This is a genomic window from Streptomyces sp. NPDC054840 (assembly GCF_053611065.1).
Genome location: NZ_JBSGZP010000072.1, coordinates 1 through 17,516, shown reverse-complemented (window position 1 = coordinate 17,516; position 17,516 = coordinate 1). Strand labels below are relative to the sequence as shown.

The window sequence follows — 17,516 nt, the reverse complement described above, 5'->3', positions numbered from 1 at the left end:
GGGCTCCCCGGTTCATCGCTGCTCCGGGCCCGCTTCGCACGTGTTCTGCCGCGCGGCGTCCGGTGTGTTCCCGGGCCCGGCGAAGGGAGGAGGCGCCGGCCCGCTCAGGAGGGTTCTTTGCCTCGTCCGCTCATCGCGTCACGCAGGCGGTCGACGAGCCCGACCCCCGGGGCGAGAAGCTTGTTGGCGGGCGGCTTGTCCGGGGCGGACGGGTGCGGTCGCGTGGGCGCCGTCTTCTTGGCCTGGCGCACCTTGTCGCCGAGCTTCTCCAGCATTTCCGGGGAACACGCTTCCCGCAGGCGGGGAAACAGATTGTTCTCCTCGTCGTCCACGTGGCTGCGGATCTCCGTCATCAGCTTCGTGACGAGCTCGTCGAACCGGGGATGATCCGCGTCGCACCCCTCCAGTTCCTTCATGATGCGTTCCGCCGTGGCGTGATCCTCCAGCTCCTTGTCGGCCATGCTGTCGCCGTTCGGAACGTGCTCGCGTACGGCGGGATACAGGTACGCCTCTTCGGCCACCGAATGCCGGACGAGTTCCATGGTGACCTGGTCGGCGTACATCTTTCTGCGAGCGTCACCGGAGGGCATTTCCTCGATGTTCGCGAAAAGTTCCTCGACCTCCTCGTGGTCGGTCATCAATTCCGCGATCACGTCACCGCCGTGTCCCATGGGGAGCGCCTTTCTCTGGGAGGTTGCTGGCCACCCAGTGAAGCGCGTGAGGTGCACGGAGCGTGGTTCCGCTCCACTCAGCGTGTCGGCCGTACGTGCGCCCCGGTCAAGACCAGCGGGCTGCTGACGGCTCTCACAGGCCCTTTGCGGCCGCCCTGCCTGCGTACGCGTGCCCTACGCCTGTCCCCGCCACGCCGCGAGGAACGGGCTGGGCTCCCCGTTCCAGGAGACCCGCAGGGCCTCGCGCGCGCGGGTGCAGGCGACGAACAGGAGGCTCAACTCGCCCAGCCGGTCCTCCTGGTGCTGCTGAGCGTCCACCTCGGCGGGTGTCAGAGCCGAAGCCAGCGGAACGACGCCGTCGCTCACACCGGCGACGGCGACGCAGCGGAACTCCAGGCCCTTCATCCGGTGCATGGTCCCGATGCTCACGCCATCGCCCGACCCCTGCGTGCCACCGAGCAGCCGGATCGGCAGATCGGCCTGTTCGAGCGCGTGTGCGATCTCCTTGCCCAGGTGCATGTACCGGACGGCCACCCCGATCTCGCCCGGTTCGACACCGTCGGCCATCCACTCGGCGATGCGCGTCGTGAGGTCTGCGATCTCCTCGGCCTTGCTGCTCGCCGCCCGCAGTTCGGGGTGTGCGCCGTTCAGTACGGACCGGTAGCCCGCCAGCGATTCGGACGGTCTTCTCCAGCCGGGCGAACTCCAGGAGGAAGTCCTTGTGGATGCCCAGCGTCGCCATGTGTGCCCCGCGGTCGTACGCGTCTCGACGTTTCGACTGATCACCGTACGGTACGGGGCCACAATGGCCCGTGGGTACCAAGGGTTTGGGGAGAGGACGGGCGTGCACGCTCAGGAGACGACGTTCAGCAAGCTGGTCCAGGGGGAGCAGCAGTTCCAGGTACCGCTCTACCAGCGCACGTACAGCTGGCAGCGCGACGAGCTGCGGCAGTTGTGGGACGACGTTCAGGAGCTGGTCGAGGACCGGCAGGACGTGCGGTCCGGCTCGGGCCACTTTCTCGGTTCGGTCGTGCTGGCGCCCGAGCGCGTCGCCGCGGGCGGCATGCAGCGTTGGCTCGTCGTCGACGGGCAGCAGCGGATGACCACGCTGATGCTCGCGTTCACCGCCCTGCGGGACCACCACCGCGGCCGGGGCTCGGCGAAGAAGGCCGCCCGTATCAACGACCTCGTCCTGGTCAACACCTACCAGGACGGGCACGACAGTTACCGGTTGCTGCCGACGCAGGCGGACCGCGAGGCGTACACCGCCTGCGTGGACAGCCTTCCGAAGGCCGGCGGCGCCGGAAACGTGGGCGCCGCCTACCGCTTCTTCGTCGCCGCTCTGGCCGAGGGCACGGAGAGCGGCGGTGAGGCCTGGGTGGACGCGGTCGAGTCCGTCCTCGGCGACTGCCTCTCGATCGTCGCGATCACCGCCGCCGAGGGCGACAACGTCTACCGCATCTTCGAGTCCATCAACAACACCGGAGTGGGGCTCAGCCAGAGCGACCTGCTGCGCAACTACCTCTTCATGTGTCTGCCCACCAGGGGCGAGGACGTCTACCGCAAGCGGTGGCTGCCCATGCAGGAGCTGCTCGGCCCCGCCCACCTGGAACTGCTGGTGTGGCTGGACCTCGTGGTCGCAGGCAACAGCCGAGCTCGGCAGAGCGAGATCTACCGGGATCAGAAGAAGCGCCTGGAGCCGCTGAGCGGGGACGAAGCGGCACTGGAGGCCGAGATCGCCCGGTTCTCCCTGCGTGCCGACCGGCTCATGCGGATCCTGGAGCCCGAGAGAGAAGGCGATTCAGGGCTGCGGGCGGTTCTGGAGCGCCTGTCGCGTTGGGGTGGCCAGACCCACTACCCGCTGGCCCTGCACCTCCTGGACCTCGTGGACGAGGGCAGGACCACGGCCTCGGAAGCGGCGGACGCCCTCGCGTTCGCGGAGAGCTACGTGGTGCGGCGCCTCTTCGCGGGCCTGTCCACGACGGGCAGCAACCGGGTGTTCATGGAACTCCCCAAGGAGCTGGACAAGGACGGCTCCCCGGCCGAGGCGGTACGCCGGTTCCTTTCGCGCCCCCGTACAGGCGCCCGCGTATGGCCGGGCGACGACGCGGTCCGTGAAGCCGTCCGCAGCCGCCCCTTCTACAAGAGCGGACGCAGCAACCAGCGCTTCCAGATCCTGCGCCGGCTGGAGGAGAGCCACGGATCGAGCGAGCCCGTCGACTACGACAAGGCGCCGCTCACCGTCGAACACGTCCTGCCCCAGAGCCCCGCCCAGCAGTGGTTCGACCTGCTGGCCGAGGAAGCCGCGGACGGAGAGAGCCCCCAGGAGATCCACAACCTGCTCGTGCACACCCTCGGAAACCTCACCCTCTCGGGTGAGAACGCACGGCTCTCCAACCACCCCTTTCGCCGCAAGCAGGAGCTGCTCGACTCCAGCGCGCTGCGGATGAACCAGGAGATCGCCGCGCAGGAGCGCTGGGGCCGCAGGGAGATCCTCGCCAGGGCCGAGGACCTGGCCGATCGGGCCGTCAGGCTGTGGCCAGGGCCTCTGGACGATGTCGTGCAGTCGGACGACGAGTGGGCGGGCTGGCGGGAGTTGCGGGAGATCCTGCTGGCCCTGCCGGCCGGGACCTGGACGTCGTACGGTGAGCTCGCCGCCCTCATCGGAACCAGCGCCATCGCGGTCGGAAACCACGTGGCGGCGAGGACGGGACTGCACTGCGCGTACCGCGTGCTGACCGCCGACGGCCGGATCGCGGGCGGGTTCCGGTGGACGGACGACCGGCATTCCGGTGACCCCAAAGCCGTGCTGGAGGCCGAGGGCGTGTCCTTCGACGAGAACGGGCGGGCCTCGAAGGCCCACCGGCTGAGCAGCACCGACCTGGCCGTCCTGGTGGGCAGGGAGACCCCGGAGGAGAGTCCGGCGGGGCCGCCGACCGTGTCGCCGGCCGGCGGTGACGAGGCGGCCACCCGCTTCGAGACGCTGCTGCGCGGAAACCAGACACCGCAGGTCATCGAAGGCGTACTGAGCGCGCTCCGGTTCTGGGAGGAACAGGGCGGCCGCCAGGTCTACGGCGAGGCGAACGAGACGAGCTGCTTCCCGACCGTGGACGCGGGTGGGCCGGGCTCGCGGCGTGTCCTGTGGCCGATCGGCATCTACCCGGTGAGCGGGACGGCGGAGGTCGTCTTCCAGCACCTCAAGCGGCGCCCGCCGTTCGACGACGAGCCGTTGCGCCGCAGCCTGATGGAGCGGTTCAACGCCATCGACGGCATCGACCTTGCCGAGGCGAAGCTCGATCTGCGCCCGTCTTTCCCGCTGGAGGTCTTCGCCGCGCACACCGAGGAGATCTGTTCCGTACTGGAGTGGTTCATCCAGGAGGTCGCCCTGGCGGAAGCCCGCCGCCCGATCGATGACGGCGACCTGGCGGTCTGAGCGACGTCGGGTGGCGCAAGAGCCCGTACAGCGGTGACAACGGCGGGGACTGCCCGGAAGTCGCCGGCGGCATCCCCGGCGTCCCCGTCCGGGAGGGCACGGTGCCGCCGGTCCCGTGCTCCTCGTCGGGAACGCCGCCTGGAGCGCCTTCGTGCGGCACGTCCGAGAGGCGTAGGGCGGTCCGTGACCGGGGCGCGGATTCCTGGACCCCGGTGCGGCGCGGCGCCCTTGAAAAGGAACGGGAGAGAACCCACCCAACCAAACCCGGGGGCCCAACTCCCCTCGTCACACGATCGGGTGAAGGGCGCGACACGCCCCCTGACCGGTGGGGTACGGTCGGCCGCAACAACCCCATACACGCAGACGGCCCCCGACAGGATTGCAGTCCTGACGAGGGCCTGACCGATCCGGAAGAAAAGACCTTCCCGATGGCTGATCCGCAGTCTAACGCGGTCGCGCCCGCGCGCCCCGCGAATCCGATCCCTTCGGACGCCCCCAGCGCCGGGGTGATCCACTTCCGCCACCGCCACACCGACCGGTTCACGGTCGTCGGCAACCACCTCGCCCAGCATCCGCGGCTGTCCGCCGTCGCGATCGGGCTCGCCGTCTACATCCAGTCCGTTCCGGACGGGGTGAGCATCACGGCCAAGGCCCTGACTCTGCGCTTCCGTGAAGGCGAGATCACCATCCGCCGAGCTCTCAACGAGCTCGAGGAAACCGGGTATCTGGAGCGCCGGAGGATTCCGCTCGGCGGCGGCCGGTTCGCGACCCGCACGCTCGCCTACGACAAGCCCGGCTGTGCGGCCGTACGTTCAGCAGCTTCAGCACCACCAGCCGTGCCGGCTCCGCGGCCACCGGCCGCGCCGCACGCCGGACCCGGAGCCCGTCCAGCCCGCCGCCACAGGACCGGCGGCGGCCCTCCTGGCCCGGCTGCGGACGGTCGACGCCCGCCTGATCCTCTCGGTGCGTGACGTCCACCGGCTGACGCCCGCCGTCGAGGAGTGGCTCGCCCGGCACGCGGCCCCCGAGCAGATCACCCGCACGCTCACCGCGAACCTGCCGCCCGCGCCGGTCCCCATCCACCACCCGCCCCGCTTCCTGGAACACAGGCTCACCACCCTTCTGCCGCCGCCCCTGCCGGTGTCCGTGCCCCGGCCGGACCGCCCACGGCCCGCGCCCCTCATCACGTGCGACGAATGCGAACGTGCCTTCCGCAGCCACGTCCCCGACGCCCTGTGCGCGGACTGCGGTCCCAGGAAGGACCCGTCGTCCGTCGCGTAGGAAACCGCAACGGCTGCTGACGGATATGGACTTCGCACTGGTCAGGGGTGGTCACGGAGTTCTTCCTCAATGGCCGCGTGGGGGACAAGGGCATCGCTGAACTGCTCGAACAGGCCCTGTCCGGGGCGTTCAGAGGAGGCTCCGTCGGCGCGGGCCGCGAAACACGTGGGGGAACTCCGGCGGACGGGCGTCCTCCAGCGCTTTTGGTGATGTCGCCCGTGGCCGGACACGATCAGGACCGATGCGAATCGGCCAAGTACTCAAGTCCCTGCCGATCATGGTCCACGCTCCAGGAGGATGTCGGGCAATGGACATGACTTCTCCGCAGGCGGAGGCCCCGCCCGACGGATACGGGCCCTTCGCGCATCTCACCGCTCCGAACGTGCTGCTCTACCGGGCGGTGATGCGGGCCTTCCTCGTCGCCAAGGAGCGGTTCGCCGTGCATCTGCGGCCCGAGGACGTGTACGCGGGACTCTCCTCCGGGGCTCGGCCGACGGAGCTCGACGCCGTGGTCAAGGCGCTCGACAGCCTGGTGGGTTGGGGGAACCTGCGGGCCGATCCGGACACCGGGCGGGTCACCGCCGTCGAGGACTTCTACCGCAAGCGGTTCATCTACCAGCTCACGCGGGAGGGCGAGGCAGCGGAAGAGGCCCTGTCCGCCTACGACGAGGCGCTCGGGCGGCGGGGCGCGCTGCAGGCCGTCGCGCTGCACGACATCGTGACGCAGCTGCGCGCGCTGCTCGTGCTGGCGGCCGAGGAGGAGCCCGATCCGGCCAAGACGCATCTGGCGCTGGACGGGCTCGCGAGTCGTTTCGGTGCGCTCGCCGACAATGCGCGTGCCTTCATGGGCTCCCTCCAGCGGACCATCGACCTCCACGACGTGGGGGAGGAGGTCTTCCTCGCCTACAAGGACCAGCTCATCCAGTACCTGGAGCGGTTCATCCAGGACCTGATCACCCTCGGCGGACGCATCGCCCGGCTGATCCTGGAGTTGGAGGAGGGCGGGAGCATCGAGCTGCTGCTCCGGGCCGCGGCCGCCCGCGAGGCGGCGGACGCCACCCCGCAGGAGGCTGCGTACGCCGGGCAGGCCGCGTACGAGCGGTGGGCCGGCCGGTGGGCGGGGCTGGCGGCCTGGTTCCTCAGCCGGGACGGCCGGGAGTCGCAGGCCCGGCTGCTGCGCGGCCGGGCACTGGGCGCGATCCCGCAGCTGCTGGCCGTCGTACGGTCGCTCAACGAGAGGCGGGCCGGGCGTTCGGACCGCTCCGCCGACTTCCGTACCCTGGCGCGCTGGTTCGCCGAAGCGCCCGACGACGACGCCCGGCACCGGCTGTGGCGCACCGCCTTCGGGCTGTACCCGGCCCGGCACCTGACCGTGGACGCCGAGACGCTGGCCGCCCGCCACGCCCGTCCCGAGCCCGCGGGAACCGCATGGGCCGACGCCGCGCCGCTGCGGATCAGCCCACAGCTGCGCCGCACGGGAAGCTACGAGCGGCGCGGCAAACCCCGCAGGGTCGAGGACCGGCAGGAAGCGCGCCGACTGCTCGCCGAGACGGCCGCCAAGCAGGCCGCCGAGACAGCGGCCGCCCGGGCCCGGCTCGTCACCCACGGCATCACCAGGCTGTCCGGCCTCGGCGAGCTCGACCCCCTCAGCTTCCGGCTCTTCCTGCAGCTCCTCGGCGACGCGCTCGCCACGTGGCGGCCCGGTATGACGCACACCTCGGCCACCAGCGGCGACGGCTCAATGGAAATCCGGCTCACGGCGCCGACCGACGGGTCCACGGCCGAGGTCCGCACACCGGACGGGACCTTCCGCGGCCCGGACCACACCATCGAGATCGTCGATCTCGTCGAAGGAAGAGGAGGGAGCGGAGCGTGACCACGACCCCGCTCGCGGAAGTACTCGACGGGCAGCACGCCGCCGAGCGGCGCAAGGCCGCCCGTGCCCTGCTGAAGCAGCCGCTGCTGCTCGCGCACGGCGCGTACGCCGACGAGTTCCGTCTCGTCCGGCGGCACGCCTCCGAGCTGCGCGACTGGTTCGACCGCAACACCGGCTGGTCCCTCCAGGTCGACGCCGAGACCGCCCGGCTGGGCAAGATCCCCGGTGTGCCGGACGACGCCACCCACCCGGCGCGCGAGGTCACCCGGAGCGCGGCCCCGTTCAGCCGCCGTCGGTACGTCCTGCTCTGCCTGGCCCTCGCCGCCCTCGAACGTGGCGAGGCACAGATCGCGCTGGGCCGCCTCGCAGACCAGATCATGCTGGACGCCAAGGACCCCCAGCTGGCCGCGGCGGGCATCCAGTTCACCCTGGACCGCCGTGACGAGCGGCTCGACCTGGCCGCCGTCGTGCGGCTCCTGCTCCACCTCGGAGTCCTGCGGCGCGTCGCGGGAGACGAGGACGCCTACGTCAGTGGAGCCGGCGACGTCCTGTACGACGTCGAACGGCGGGTCCTCGCAGGTCTGCTCGCCCCCCGCCGGGGACCCTCCACGGTCCGGGCCGAAACGCTGGACGCCCGGCTCACCGAACTCGCCGCGGAAACGGCCCTCGACAGCGACGAACTGCGCTTCCGCGCCATGCGCCGCTCGCTGACCCGGCGGCTGCTCGACGACCCCGTCCTCTACTACGACGAGCTGACCGACGCCGAACTCGGCTACCTCACGCGCCAGCGCGGCTTCCTCACCGCCCGCATCAACGAACTGACCGGGCTGGTCGCCGAAGTGCGGGCCGAAGGCATCGCCATGGTCGACCCCGACGACGACCTCACCGACGTCCGTATGCCGGAATCGGGTACCCGCGGCCACGTCACCCTCCTGCTCGCCGAGTACCTCACGGCGGTCGGCGGCCTGGTCGTCCCCATGACCGATCTTGAGCGCCGCGTGGTCGAACTGACCGCCGAGCACAGCGGATTCTGGTCCAAATCGGCCCGTGAGCCGGGGGCCGAGGCCGACTTGGCCGAGCAGGCCGTCGCCCGGCTGGCAGCTCTCGGCCTGGTTGCCCGCACCGCCGACGGGGTCGTACCGCGCCCGGCGCTCGCCCGCTACGCGGTCGGCGAGACCGTCGTACTCGAACCCCGTACAGCCGGCACCGCGCAGGTGCCCGCGCAGCGAAAGGCGTACCGGCCTTGAACCCCCGTCCCGCACCCCCCGCCCCTGCGCGCCCCCGCTGGCAGCCGCTGCGGATCGGACTCGTCGACCTCTTCCACTACGACGTGGAGGAGTTCCACTTCCGCGACGGCCGGCTGCTGCTGCGGGGGAACAACGGCACCGGCAAGTCCAAGGTGCTGGCCCTGACCCTGCCCTTCCTCCTCGACGGGGACCTCAGCGCCCGTCGGGTGGAACCGGACGGAGACGCCGGCAAACGGATGGAGTGGAACCTCCTGCTCGGGGGTGAGCACCCGCACTCCGAACGCCTCGGCTACACCTGGGTGGAGTTCGGCCGCCGCGACGAGGTGAGCGGCGAGGAGCAGTTCCGTACGCTCCTGTGCGGGCTCAAGGCCGTCAGCGGGCGCGGTATCGCCCGGCACTGGTGGGCGGTGACCGGGCAGCGGATCGACCACGGCCCGGCCGATATGCGCGCGGAGGGGTCACTGAGCCTGCTCGACGCCACCGGCACCGTCCTGTCCCGGGACCGGCTCATCGAGGCGGTCGCCGGGCGGGGCCTGGTCTACGACCAGGCCAAGGCCTACCGCCGGGCCGTCGACGAGGCGTTGTTCGGCCTCGGGGAGCAGCGCTACGCAGCCCTCGTGGACCTGCTCATCCAGCTGCGCCAGCCCCAGCTGTCCAAGCGTCCCAACGAGGCCGCCCTCTCCCGCGCCCTCACCGAGGCCCTTCCGCCGATGGACCAGGCCGTCATCGCGGATGTGGCCGAGGCCTTCCGCTCCCTGGACGAGGAGAAGGAGGAGCTACGGGCGGCCGGGGCCGCCGAACGGGCGGCCTCCGTGTTCCTCGACCACTACCGGCGCTACGCCCGCGCCGCCTCCCGCCGCCGCGCCCGCCTCCCACGCAGCGAACACTCGAAGTACGAGCAGCTGCTGCGCGACCTCGCCGAAGCGCAGGCCGGGAAGACCGCGGCGGAGGAGGACCGGGCGGCCGCGCAGGAGCGCGTCGCCGCACTGACCGAGACCAGGGCGAGGCTGGAGGCGGCCGACGCAGCCCTGCGCGAGGGCCCGGAGATGCGCAGTGCCCGCGAACTGGAACGGGCCGCACAGGCGGTGGACCGGGCGGAGATCGCCTGCGCCCGAGCGCGCGACGACCGGGAGAAGGCTTCCCTCCAGCACACCAAGGCGCTCGGCCGTCTCAGCGCCGCGGAGAACCGGCTCCGGGCCGCCCGGCAGCTGTCCGGGGACACGCTGCGCCGGGCCCGGGAGACGGCTGCGGCAGCCCGGCTGAACCTTCCCGGAGACGAGGGACAGGCGGTTGCCGACCTGCGGGCCGCGGTGGCCGAAGTGACCGACCGCAGGCACCGCACCCTCACGCACGTCGAGGCGCTCGCCGACCAGGCCGAGGCGGCGGCTGCCGGGCGCCGGGCCGCCGTACACCGGCTCGACGAGACGGAGACCGAGCTGGCGCACGCCGCCGAGGTGCTGGACACGGCCGAGGACGCGGCGCAGGCCGCCGGACGCGCCCTGGTCGATGCCGTACGGGAGCACGCGGGCCGGTGCGCGGAGCTGGCGTACGCCGACTCGGCCGGACTTCTGGACGAGCTCCAGGAGTGGACCCGGCACCAGGACGGCCCCTGTCCGGCGCGCCGCCGTGCCGCGGAAGCACACAGCGCCACCGCGGCGGTACTGGCCGACCAGGCGGCGGCAGCAGCACAACACCGGGCCGGCCTGGCCGCCCGGACCCGCGACGCCCAACAGGAACTCGCCGGGCTGGAGTCCGGCGGTCGGCGCGGGCCGCAGGCCCCGTACACCCGGCCCCCCGGCCTCCGGGACCAGGCACCCGGTGCCCCCCTGTGGCGGCTGATCGACTTCCGGGAGGAGGTCGCGGACCACGACCGTGCCGGGCTGGAGGCGGCCCTGGAGGCGTCCGGGCTGCTGGACGCGTGGGTGCGCCCGGACGGAGCGGCCGTCGCCGTGGACGGTCACGACGTACTCCTCGCCCCGAACGCGGGACCGGTCGAGGGGGCGTCGCTCGCCGATGTACTGCGCCCGGCCGTGGACCACGGAGACGTGCAGGCCGCACAGGTCGCAGCGGAGGCGGTGACCCGGCTGCTGGAGGCGATCGGCCTCGGCGGGGCCTCCGCTGACACGGTATCGGCGGGCGATGTACCGGGCGCCGTCCCGTTGGGCGCCGGAGCCACGGACGGCACCTGGGTCGCGCCGGACGGACGCCACCGCGTCGGCGTCCTCACCGGCCGTTGGGCCAAACCCGCCGCCGAGTACATCGGAGAGGGCGCCCGGGAAGCCGCCAGGCGGACCCGGATCGCGGCCCTGCAGGATGAACTCTCGCTCCTGTGGCAGGAGTCGGCCGATGCCGACGCGCAGGCACAGGCCCTGGCGACCCGTCGTCGTACGCTCGACTCCGAGCTGGCAGCCGTGCCCGACGACGCGCCCCTGATCCGGGCGCACGCCGACGCCGCGGCTGCCGCCGACACCATGCGCCGGGCACGGACCCGGTGCGACGAGCGGGCCGCCGAGGTGACGGCCGCAGCCGAGCGGGCAGAGGCGGCCGCCGCCGAACTGCACGAGACCTCGGCCGATCTGGGGCTGCCCCCGGACCGGCCGGCGCTGGCCTCCGTACGGCAGGCCCTGGCCGAACTCGATGTCGTCCTGGCCGGACTCTGGCCCGCACTCCGCGAGCGGAGCGAGGCCTCCCGGCAGGCGGACGACGAACGCGAAGAGGCGGTCCGGGCAGGGGAGCGGACCGCCGAACTCGCCGTTCGTGCGGAGGAGGCCGCCCGTGAGGCGGCAGCCGCGGACGAGCGACTGGCCACGCTGCGTTCGACCGTCGGCGCCGCCGTCGCAGAGCTGGAGCGGCTGCTCGCGGAGACCGCAGAAGCCCTGCGCGGCTGCGCCGCCGACCTGGAGCGCGCCCAGGACCGGCACACGGAGGCGGACCGACGGGCCAGCCGGGCCGAGGGCAGCATCGAACAGCTGGAGAAGGCCGTCACCGAATCCGCCGCGACGCGCTCCGAGGCCATTGCCGCGCTCCAGCGCTTCACGGCCACAGGACTGATCGCCGTCGCACTTCCGGATCTCGCCGTACCGGCCGCGGACGACGGCCCGTGGGCCCCCACCCCAGCCATCGCCCTGGCCCGTGCCCTCGAATCGGAGCTGTCGACGACCGACGACTCCGACGGCGCGTGGGAACGTGTGCAGAGGCGTCTGAGCGAGGAGTTCAAAACCCTCCAGGACGCACTCTCACGGCACGGCAACACCGCCTCGGCCCGCATGGTCGAGGACGGGATGATCGTCGATGTCGTCTACCAGGGCCGTGAGCGAGCCGTGCCCGAACTCGCCGAGGCCCTGGCGGTCGAGGTCGGCGAACTCACCCGGATCCTCTCCGCACACGAGCGTGAGATCCTCGAAACCCACCTCATCACCGAGGTGGCCGGCACGCTCCAGGAGCTGATCGCAGCTGCCGAGCGGCAGGTGCTGGCCATGAACGCCGAGCTGGAGGAACGGCCCACTTCCACCGGTATGAGGCTGCGCCTGGTGTGGCGGCCCTCCCGCAAGGCTCCGGTCGGCCTTGCCCAGGCCCGCAGCCGCCTGCTGCAGACCGCTGATGCCTGGACGGCCGAGGACCGGGCCGCGGTCGGTGAGTTCCTGCAGGCGCAGATCGCCCGCCAGCAGAGCGAGGACGCGGCGGGCAGCTGGCTGGAGCACCTCACTGCCGCCCTCGACCACCGGTCCTGGCACGAGTTCGCCGTCGAGCGTCAGCAGCACGGCCGCTGGGTACCGGCCACCGGGCCCGCTTCCGGAGGCGAACGCGTCCTGGCCGTGTCCGTTCCCTTGTTCGCCGCCGCCTCCTCGCACTATGCGAGCGCGGGCAGTCCGTACGCGCCACGCCTGGTGACCCTGGACGAGGCGTTCGCGGGTGTGGACGACGACTCGCGTGCCAAGTGCCTCGGCCTCCTGCATGCCTTCGATCTGGATGTGGTCATGACCAGCGAGCGGGAGTGGGCCTGTTATCCGCAGGTGCCGGGCATCGCCATCGCCCAGCTCGCGCGCGTCGACGAGGTGGCCGCTGTCCTGGTCACCCGCTGGGAGTGGGACGGCACGGCCCGCACGCGCCGCGCGGACCCGGTGCGTCCGGTCGACCCGGAGCCCCTGTGGGCGTGAGCGGTCCGCCGGTGGACGGAGCGCGCCTGCGCCGGCTCCTCGGCGGCGCGGATCTGGCCTGGCTGGTGGAGCGGGTACGCCGACGGCTGGAGCGCGGGCAGCCCCTCACCGGTGTCGTCACGCTGGCGACGCCGACCCCGGCCGAGCGGGCCGCGGCCGAGAGACTACTGGGCCGGTCGCCGGGTGCCGGCAGGGCGCTGACGGTCCGGCTCGACACCGTGGACGCCGTGCTGGTCAGATCAGGCATCAGTCCGGAAGGCCTGGAGGCGGCCGTGACGGTGCTCACCGGGCGGATCGTCCCCCTCGACGAGGTCCGTCGGAGCGAGGGACAGGCCTGGAGGCAGGCATACGCACCTCTCACCGTGCTGGCCGAAGACCTCCCGGCGCTCGCAGCCTGGGCCGTTCGGGTCCGTGACGACGGACTGGTACGCCGTCTCGCACGTACTCCTGACGCCGCCCGTCCGCTGGTGGAGCGGACTGTCCGTGTCCTGCGAGAGCTGCCTGTCGAACCCGCACGGTCGCTGTCGGTGTTCGCCGCGGACATCCTGGGGAGTGCCCACGCGCTCGACGACGGCATGCCGGTGGCCACCCTCGCCCTCTCCGGCGCCCGCGCTCTGACCGGCCACCCCGAGGGAGCGGGAGCCGCTTGGCGGCGGGCCGCGTGGGCTTCCGCCGGCCTCCTCCGGGACGACGTCTCCTCGACGGTGCTCACCCTCAACCTGCGGGGGATCGCAGCCCTGGACTGGATGGCCGCGGTGGGTGAACCGTGCGTACTCACCCTGCGTCAGCTCGCCCACCGTCCGCCGCGGACGGCACCGCCCGTGGTCCACATCTGTGAGAACCCCGCGGTCCTTTCGGCCGCGGCGGACCATCTCGGACCGGCTGCACGACCGCTGGTCTGTGTCCAGGGCCAGCCGTCGGCAGCCGCCCTGACCCTCCTCGCCCGCCTGCACGAGCTCGGTGCTGCATTCCGCTACCACGGCGACTTCGACTGGGGCGGTCTACGCATCGCGACGACGTTGTCCGGACACCTACCTTGGACGCCCTGGCGCTACACGGCCGACGCCTACCGCGAGGCGGTAGCAGCCGCTGGACCTGATCTGCGGCCGTTGGAGGGGAAACCGGCGCTGTCGCCGTGGGACCCGGACCTGGCACGTGCTCTGGCCGAGCACGCCCTGCGGGTCGAGGAGGAGGCGGTCCTGGACGTACTGCTGACGGATCTCGCGGGCTGAAAACCGGCAGGGGTGTGCGGGTTCTGCGAGGGTTCCCGAGATCCGCGAAGTCGAGAGTCGGGCTTGGTTGGCTCATGGTGGCACAGGTGTGACACACGCTGTGACCTGGGAATTCGAGAGGCGTGGCGCCTGTGGTGCCATATTGGCTCGACGTGGCGCCATGTGTGTGTCATGCTGGAGGCATGGACCTCACGCCCTATGTCGCCAGCCTTCGGAACGAGCTCGCGGTTGCCGCCGAAGCGGGTGGCGAAGAAGCTCGCGCTCTCGCCGAGCGCATCACCGCGCCCCTGGAGTCGGCCACCCGACTCATCCTGTTGAGCGCCCTGTCGGACGCCATGGGTGAGGTCACCCGGGATCTCGCACCGGGGTCGGTCGACGTGCGCTTGCGAGGGCTCGAACCCGAGTTCGTCGTGACCGCGCCACCGAGGGAGGAGTCCTTCGCGGTGCAGGGATTCGAGGAGATGCACGCCCCGTCCGCCGTCCCGCCCGTGCCGGAAGGGGAGGACAGCAGCACCGCACGCATCAACCTCCGACTTCCCGGCCACGTCAAGACGCGCGCGGAGCAGGCGGCCGCGCGGGAAGGTCTCTCACTCAACGCCTGGCTCGTCAGGGCCGTTTCCGGTGCGCTGGAGCCCGGCGGGGGACGCCAGGGCGACACATCGGCGCCCCGGCGCAGCAGTGGCGGCAAGAGCTTCACGGGCTGGGTGAGCTAGGCAGCGGCGGGGCCGCAGCCCGGCCCCGCGGCACCACGTCGGCGGGCGAGAGGCCGATCACTCTCGCGACATCTTCACGTCCCCGCAGCGGGGGCGACCACCAGACTCACGAGGACGGGACAGCCATGCCTTCATACGAGACCGACGGACCCATCACCGCGACCATCCACGTCGAGGTCGGAGTCGCCCGGATCAGTGCCACGGACCGCACCGACACGGTGGTCGAGATCCATCCCCGCACCGCCGGCAACAAGGACGACATCCGCGCCGCCGAGGAGACCAAGGTCGAGTTCGACGACGGCACGCTGACGATCCGCACCCCGAAGGCGCGCGGTCTGTTCAGCGCTCGCGGGTCGGTCACCGTCGATGTCGCGCTGCCCCAGGGCTCGCGGCTCCTCGGAACGCTGGAGCTGGGCGACATCAGCTGCAAGGGGACGCTGGGCGAGTGCGAGGTCCGCACCAGCGCCGGCCACATCCGGCTCGACCAGGCCGGCCCGGTGCGGCTGAGGACGCAGCACGGAAACGTGCAGCTGGACACGGCGGCGGGCGATGTCGACATCACCACCGGATCGGGCGAGGTCCGGGTCCGCACGGTCGCCGGCAGGGCCGACATCAAGAACTCCAACGGCAACACGTGGCTGGAGGACGTGGCGGGCGATCTGCGGCTGAAGGTCGCCAACGGAAACATCACGGTCGGCCGCGCCCAAGGGTCGGTGTCGTCGAAGAGCTCGAACGGCAGCGTACGCGTCGAGGAAGTGGCGCGCGGCACCGTGGAGCTCCAGACCAAGGCAGGCAACATCGAAGTCGGGATCCGCCAGGGGACTGCCGCCTGGCTCGACATCAACTCCCAGGCGGGAACGGTCCACAGCACCCTCGGCTCCGCCGAAGGCCCCGCAGAGGGCGCGGAGACCGTCAAGGTGCACGCGAGGACCAGCCTCGGTGACATCACCATCCAGCGTGCGCACGGTGTCTGACGCCAGAGCTCTGCCTCGCGACAGCTGCGAGATGGAGGGGGAACGTATGAGCGCCGCGACCGGACAGATGGCCCCGCCCAAGGGGATCAGCGCAGTCGGCCTGCGCAAATCGTACGGCGAGAAGGTCGTACTCGACGGGATCGACTTACATGTACCGGCGGGTACGATCTTCGCGCTGCTCGGTCCGAACGGCGCGGGAAAGACCACCACGGTCCAGATCCTCTCCACGCTCATCGCCGCCGACGGTGGCGAGGCGACCGTGGTGGGGCACTCGCTGGAGCGGAGCGCGGATGCCATTCGTGCCCGGATCGGTGTCACCGGCCAGTTCGCGGCAGTGGACGGGCTGCTGACCGCCGAGGAGAACATGCTCCTCATGGCGGACCTGCACCACCTGGACCGTGCCGAGGGCAGGCGCCGCACCGCCGAGTTACTCCGACAGTTCGAACTCACCGACGTGGCCACCAAGATGGCCTCCACCTTCTCCGGCGGTATGCGCCGCAAGCTGGACCTCGCGATGACCCTCGTCGGCAACCCGAGCCTGATCTTCCTCGACGAGCCGACCACCGGCCTCGACCCGCGCAGCCGCCGCACCATGTGGCACCTGATCCAGCAGCTCACCGCCCAGGGCGTGACCATCTTCCTCACCACGCAGTACCTGGAGGAGGCCGACCAGCTCGCGGACCGGATCGCCGTCCTCGACAGGGGCAAGATCGTCGCCGAGGGCACCGCGGACGAGCTCAAGCGCCGTATCCCCGGCGGGCACATCCGCCTCCAGTTCTCCGACCCGTCCGGCCTCGACGCCGCCGCCCGCAGGCTCGCCCTGGCTCCCGCCGACCGGGACGAGGAGAAGCTCGCCCTGCGGATCCCGAGCGACGGCAGCATCCCCGCGCTGCGTGCCGTGCTCGACCTGCTGGAGAGCGCCGGTGTCGAGGCGGACGCACTGACCGTGCACACGCCCGACCTGGACGACGTCTTCCTCGCCCTCACCGGTGACGGGTCCCGCCACCACGCCGCCACCGTTTCCGACCCGGCCGACACGGTTCCGGAGGCCCGCCGATGAGCACCACGTACGCGATGCGCGACTCGATGACGATGCTGCGCCGCAACCTCAAGCACGCCCAGCGCTACCCCTCGATGACCATCTCGATCGTCGCGATGCCGATCCTGATGCTCCTGCTGTTCGTGTACGTCTTCGGCGGTGCGCTCGGCGCCGGCATCGAACTGCCGGGCGGCGGTACGGGCGACCGCGGCGACTACACCAACTTCGTGGCCCCCGGCATCCTCCTGATGGCCGCCACCGCCGGCGCGGTCTCGACTGCCGTCTCGGTCTGCACGGACATGACCGAAGGCATCATCAACCGCTTCCGGACCATGTCGATATCGCGGTCCTCCGTGCTGACCGGGCACGTCGTGGGCAATGTCATCCAGACCATGATCAGCCTGGTCCTGGTCATCGGTGTCGCCCTCCTCGTGGGCTTCCGGCCCAGCGCCACGGTCGTCGAGTGGCTCGCCGCCGTCGGTATCCTGACCCTGCTCGCCTTCGGCCTCAGCTGGCTGTCCGCGGCGATCGGCCTGGGCGCCGGCAGTGTGGAGGCGGCCAGCAACGCGCCCATGCCGCTGACCTTCCTGCCCTTCCTCGGCAGCGCGATCGTCCCGCCGGAGTCCATGCCGGTCGGACTGCGCTGGTTCGCCGAGTACCAGCCCTTCACCCCGATGACCGACACCGTCCGCGGCCTGCTCATGGGCACGGAGATCGGCAACAGCGCCTGGCTAGCGCTCGGTTGGGGCATCGTCCTCAGCGCCTTCGGCTACCTGTGGTCCCGCTCGGCCTTCAACCGCGAGGTGAAGATCTAGGCCGTCTCTTTCGGATCTTGCCGGGCCCGCGACGCCCGGCACCGCACCCGGCCGCGTTGTCGGGGCGCCCGAGTACGT

At 71.6% G+C, this 17,516-nt stretch carries 12 protein-coding genes; 10 read left to right on the top strand and 2 right to left on the bottom strand.

Translation table 11 applies throughout. The features are described from left to right. Positions 1-104: 104 nt before the first annotated feature. A complete protein-coding gene (locus ACWGIU_RS08160; protein ID WP_453703562.1) occupies positions 105-671 on the bottom strand; it encodes a hemerythrin domain-containing protein in 567 nt (188 codons plus the stop codon). Between the two features lie 174 nt (positions 672-845). Continuing rightward, positions 846-1,457 (bottom strand): 3'-5' exonuclease, encoded by a 612-nt coding sequence (locus ACWGIU_RS08155; protein ID WP_453703561.1) that lies wholly within the window; start codon positions 1,455-1,457, stop codon positions 846-848. Positions 1,458-1,515: 58 nt separating this feature from the next. Here ACWGIU_RS08155 and ACWGIU_RS08150 point away from each other — a divergent pair, with 58 nt between their 5' ends. From ACWGIU_RS08150 to ACWGIU_RS08105, 10 genes are all read left to right on the top strand, one after another. Further along, positions 1,516-4,104 (top strand): GmrSD restriction endonuclease domain-containing protein, encoded by a 2,589-nt coding sequence (locus tag ACWGIU_RS08150; protein WP_453703559.1) that lies wholly within the window; start codon positions 1,516-1,518, stop codon positions 4,102-4,104. 798 nt (positions 4,105-4,902) lie between these two features. Next, positions 4,903-5,385 (top strand): hypothetical protein, encoded by a 483-nt coding sequence (locus ACWGIU_RS08145; protein WP_453703557.1) that lies wholly within the window; start codon positions 4,903-4,905, stop codon positions 5,383-5,385. 313 nt (positions 5,386-5,698) lie between these two features. Next, positions 5,699-7,261: a TIGR02677 family protein gene (locus ACWGIU_RS08140; protein WP_453703564.1), complete on the top strand. Its 1,563-nt coding sequence runs from the start codon at positions 5,699-5,701 to the stop codon at positions 7,259-7,261. After that, positions 7,258-8,508 (top strand): TIGR02678 family protein, encoded by a 1,251-nt coding sequence (locus ACWGIU_RS08135; RefSeq protein WP_453703555.1) that lies wholly within the window; start codon positions 7,258-7,260, stop codon positions 8,506-8,508. The genes ACWGIU_RS08140 and ACWGIU_RS08135 overlap by 4 nt, the downstream gene beginning before the upstream one ends. Next, positions 8,505-12,665 (top strand): TIGR02680 family protein, encoded by a 4,161-nt coding sequence (locus ACWGIU_RS08130; protein WP_453703553.1) that lies wholly within the window; start codon positions 8,505-8,507, stop codon positions 12,663-12,665. Before ACWGIU_RS08135 ends, ACWGIU_RS08130 begins: the two co-directional genes overlap by 4 nt. After that, on the top strand, positions 12,662-13,897 hold the full coding sequence (locus ACWGIU_RS08125; protein WP_453703551.1) for a TIGR02679 family protein: 1,236 nt from the start codon (positions 12,662-12,664) through the stop codon (positions 13,895-13,897). Before ACWGIU_RS08130 ends, ACWGIU_RS08125 begins: the two co-directional genes overlap by 4 nt. Positions 13,898-14,079: 182 nt before the next feature. Further along, on the top strand, positions 14,080-14,610 hold the full coding sequence (locus ACWGIU_RS08120; protein ID WP_453703550.1) for a toxin-antitoxin system HicB family antitoxin: 531 nt from the start codon (positions 14,080-14,082) through the stop codon (positions 14,608-14,610). Positions 14,611-14,735: 125 nt separating this feature from the next. Then, positions 14,736-15,584, top strand: coding sequence for a DUF4097 family beta strand repeat-containing protein (locus ACWGIU_RS08115; RefSeq protein WP_453703548.1), 849 nt, complete (start codon positions 14,736-14,738; stop codon positions 15,582-15,584). A 46-nt stretch (positions 15,585-15,630) separates the two neighbouring features. Beyond that, positions 15,631-16,644, top strand: a complete 1,014-nt coding sequence (locus ACWGIU_RS08110) for an ATP-binding cassette domain-containing protein (RefSeq protein ID WP_453703546.1) — start codon at positions 15,631-15,633, stop codon at positions 16,642-16,644. Then, positions 16,641-17,438, top strand: a complete 798-nt coding sequence (locus tag ACWGIU_RS08105; RefSeq protein WP_453703544.1) for an ABC transporter permease — start codon at positions 16,641-16,643, stop codon at positions 17,436-17,438. The genes ACWGIU_RS08110 and ACWGIU_RS08105 overlap by 4 nt, the downstream gene beginning before the upstream one ends. Positions 17,439-17,516 lie beyond the last annotated feature (78 nt).

Coding starts and splice junctions, on each gene's coding strand:
- ACWGIU_RS08160 (WP_453703562.1), bottom strand. CDS start 671: ATGGGACACGGCGGTGACGTGATCGCGGAATTGATGACCGACCACGAG.
- ACWGIU_RS08140 (WP_453703564.1), top strand. CDS start 5,699: ATGACTTCTCCGCAGGCGGAGGCCCCGCCCGACGGATACGGGCCCTTC.
- ACWGIU_RS08120 (WP_453703550.1), top strand. CDS start 14,080: ATGGACCTCACGCCCTATGTCGCCAGCCTTCGGAACGAGCTCGCGGTT.
- ACWGIU_RS08115 (WP_453703548.1), top strand. CDS start 14,736: ATGCCTTCATACGAGACCGACGGACCCATCACCGCGACCATCCACGTC.
- ACWGIU_RS08110 (WP_453703546.1), top strand. CDS start 15,631: ATGAGCGCCGCGACCGGACAGATGGCCCCGCCCAAGGGGATCAGCGCA.
- ACWGIU_RS08105 (WP_453703544.1), top strand. CDS start 16,641: ATGAGCACCACGTACGCGATGCGCGACTCGATGACGATGCTGCGCCGC.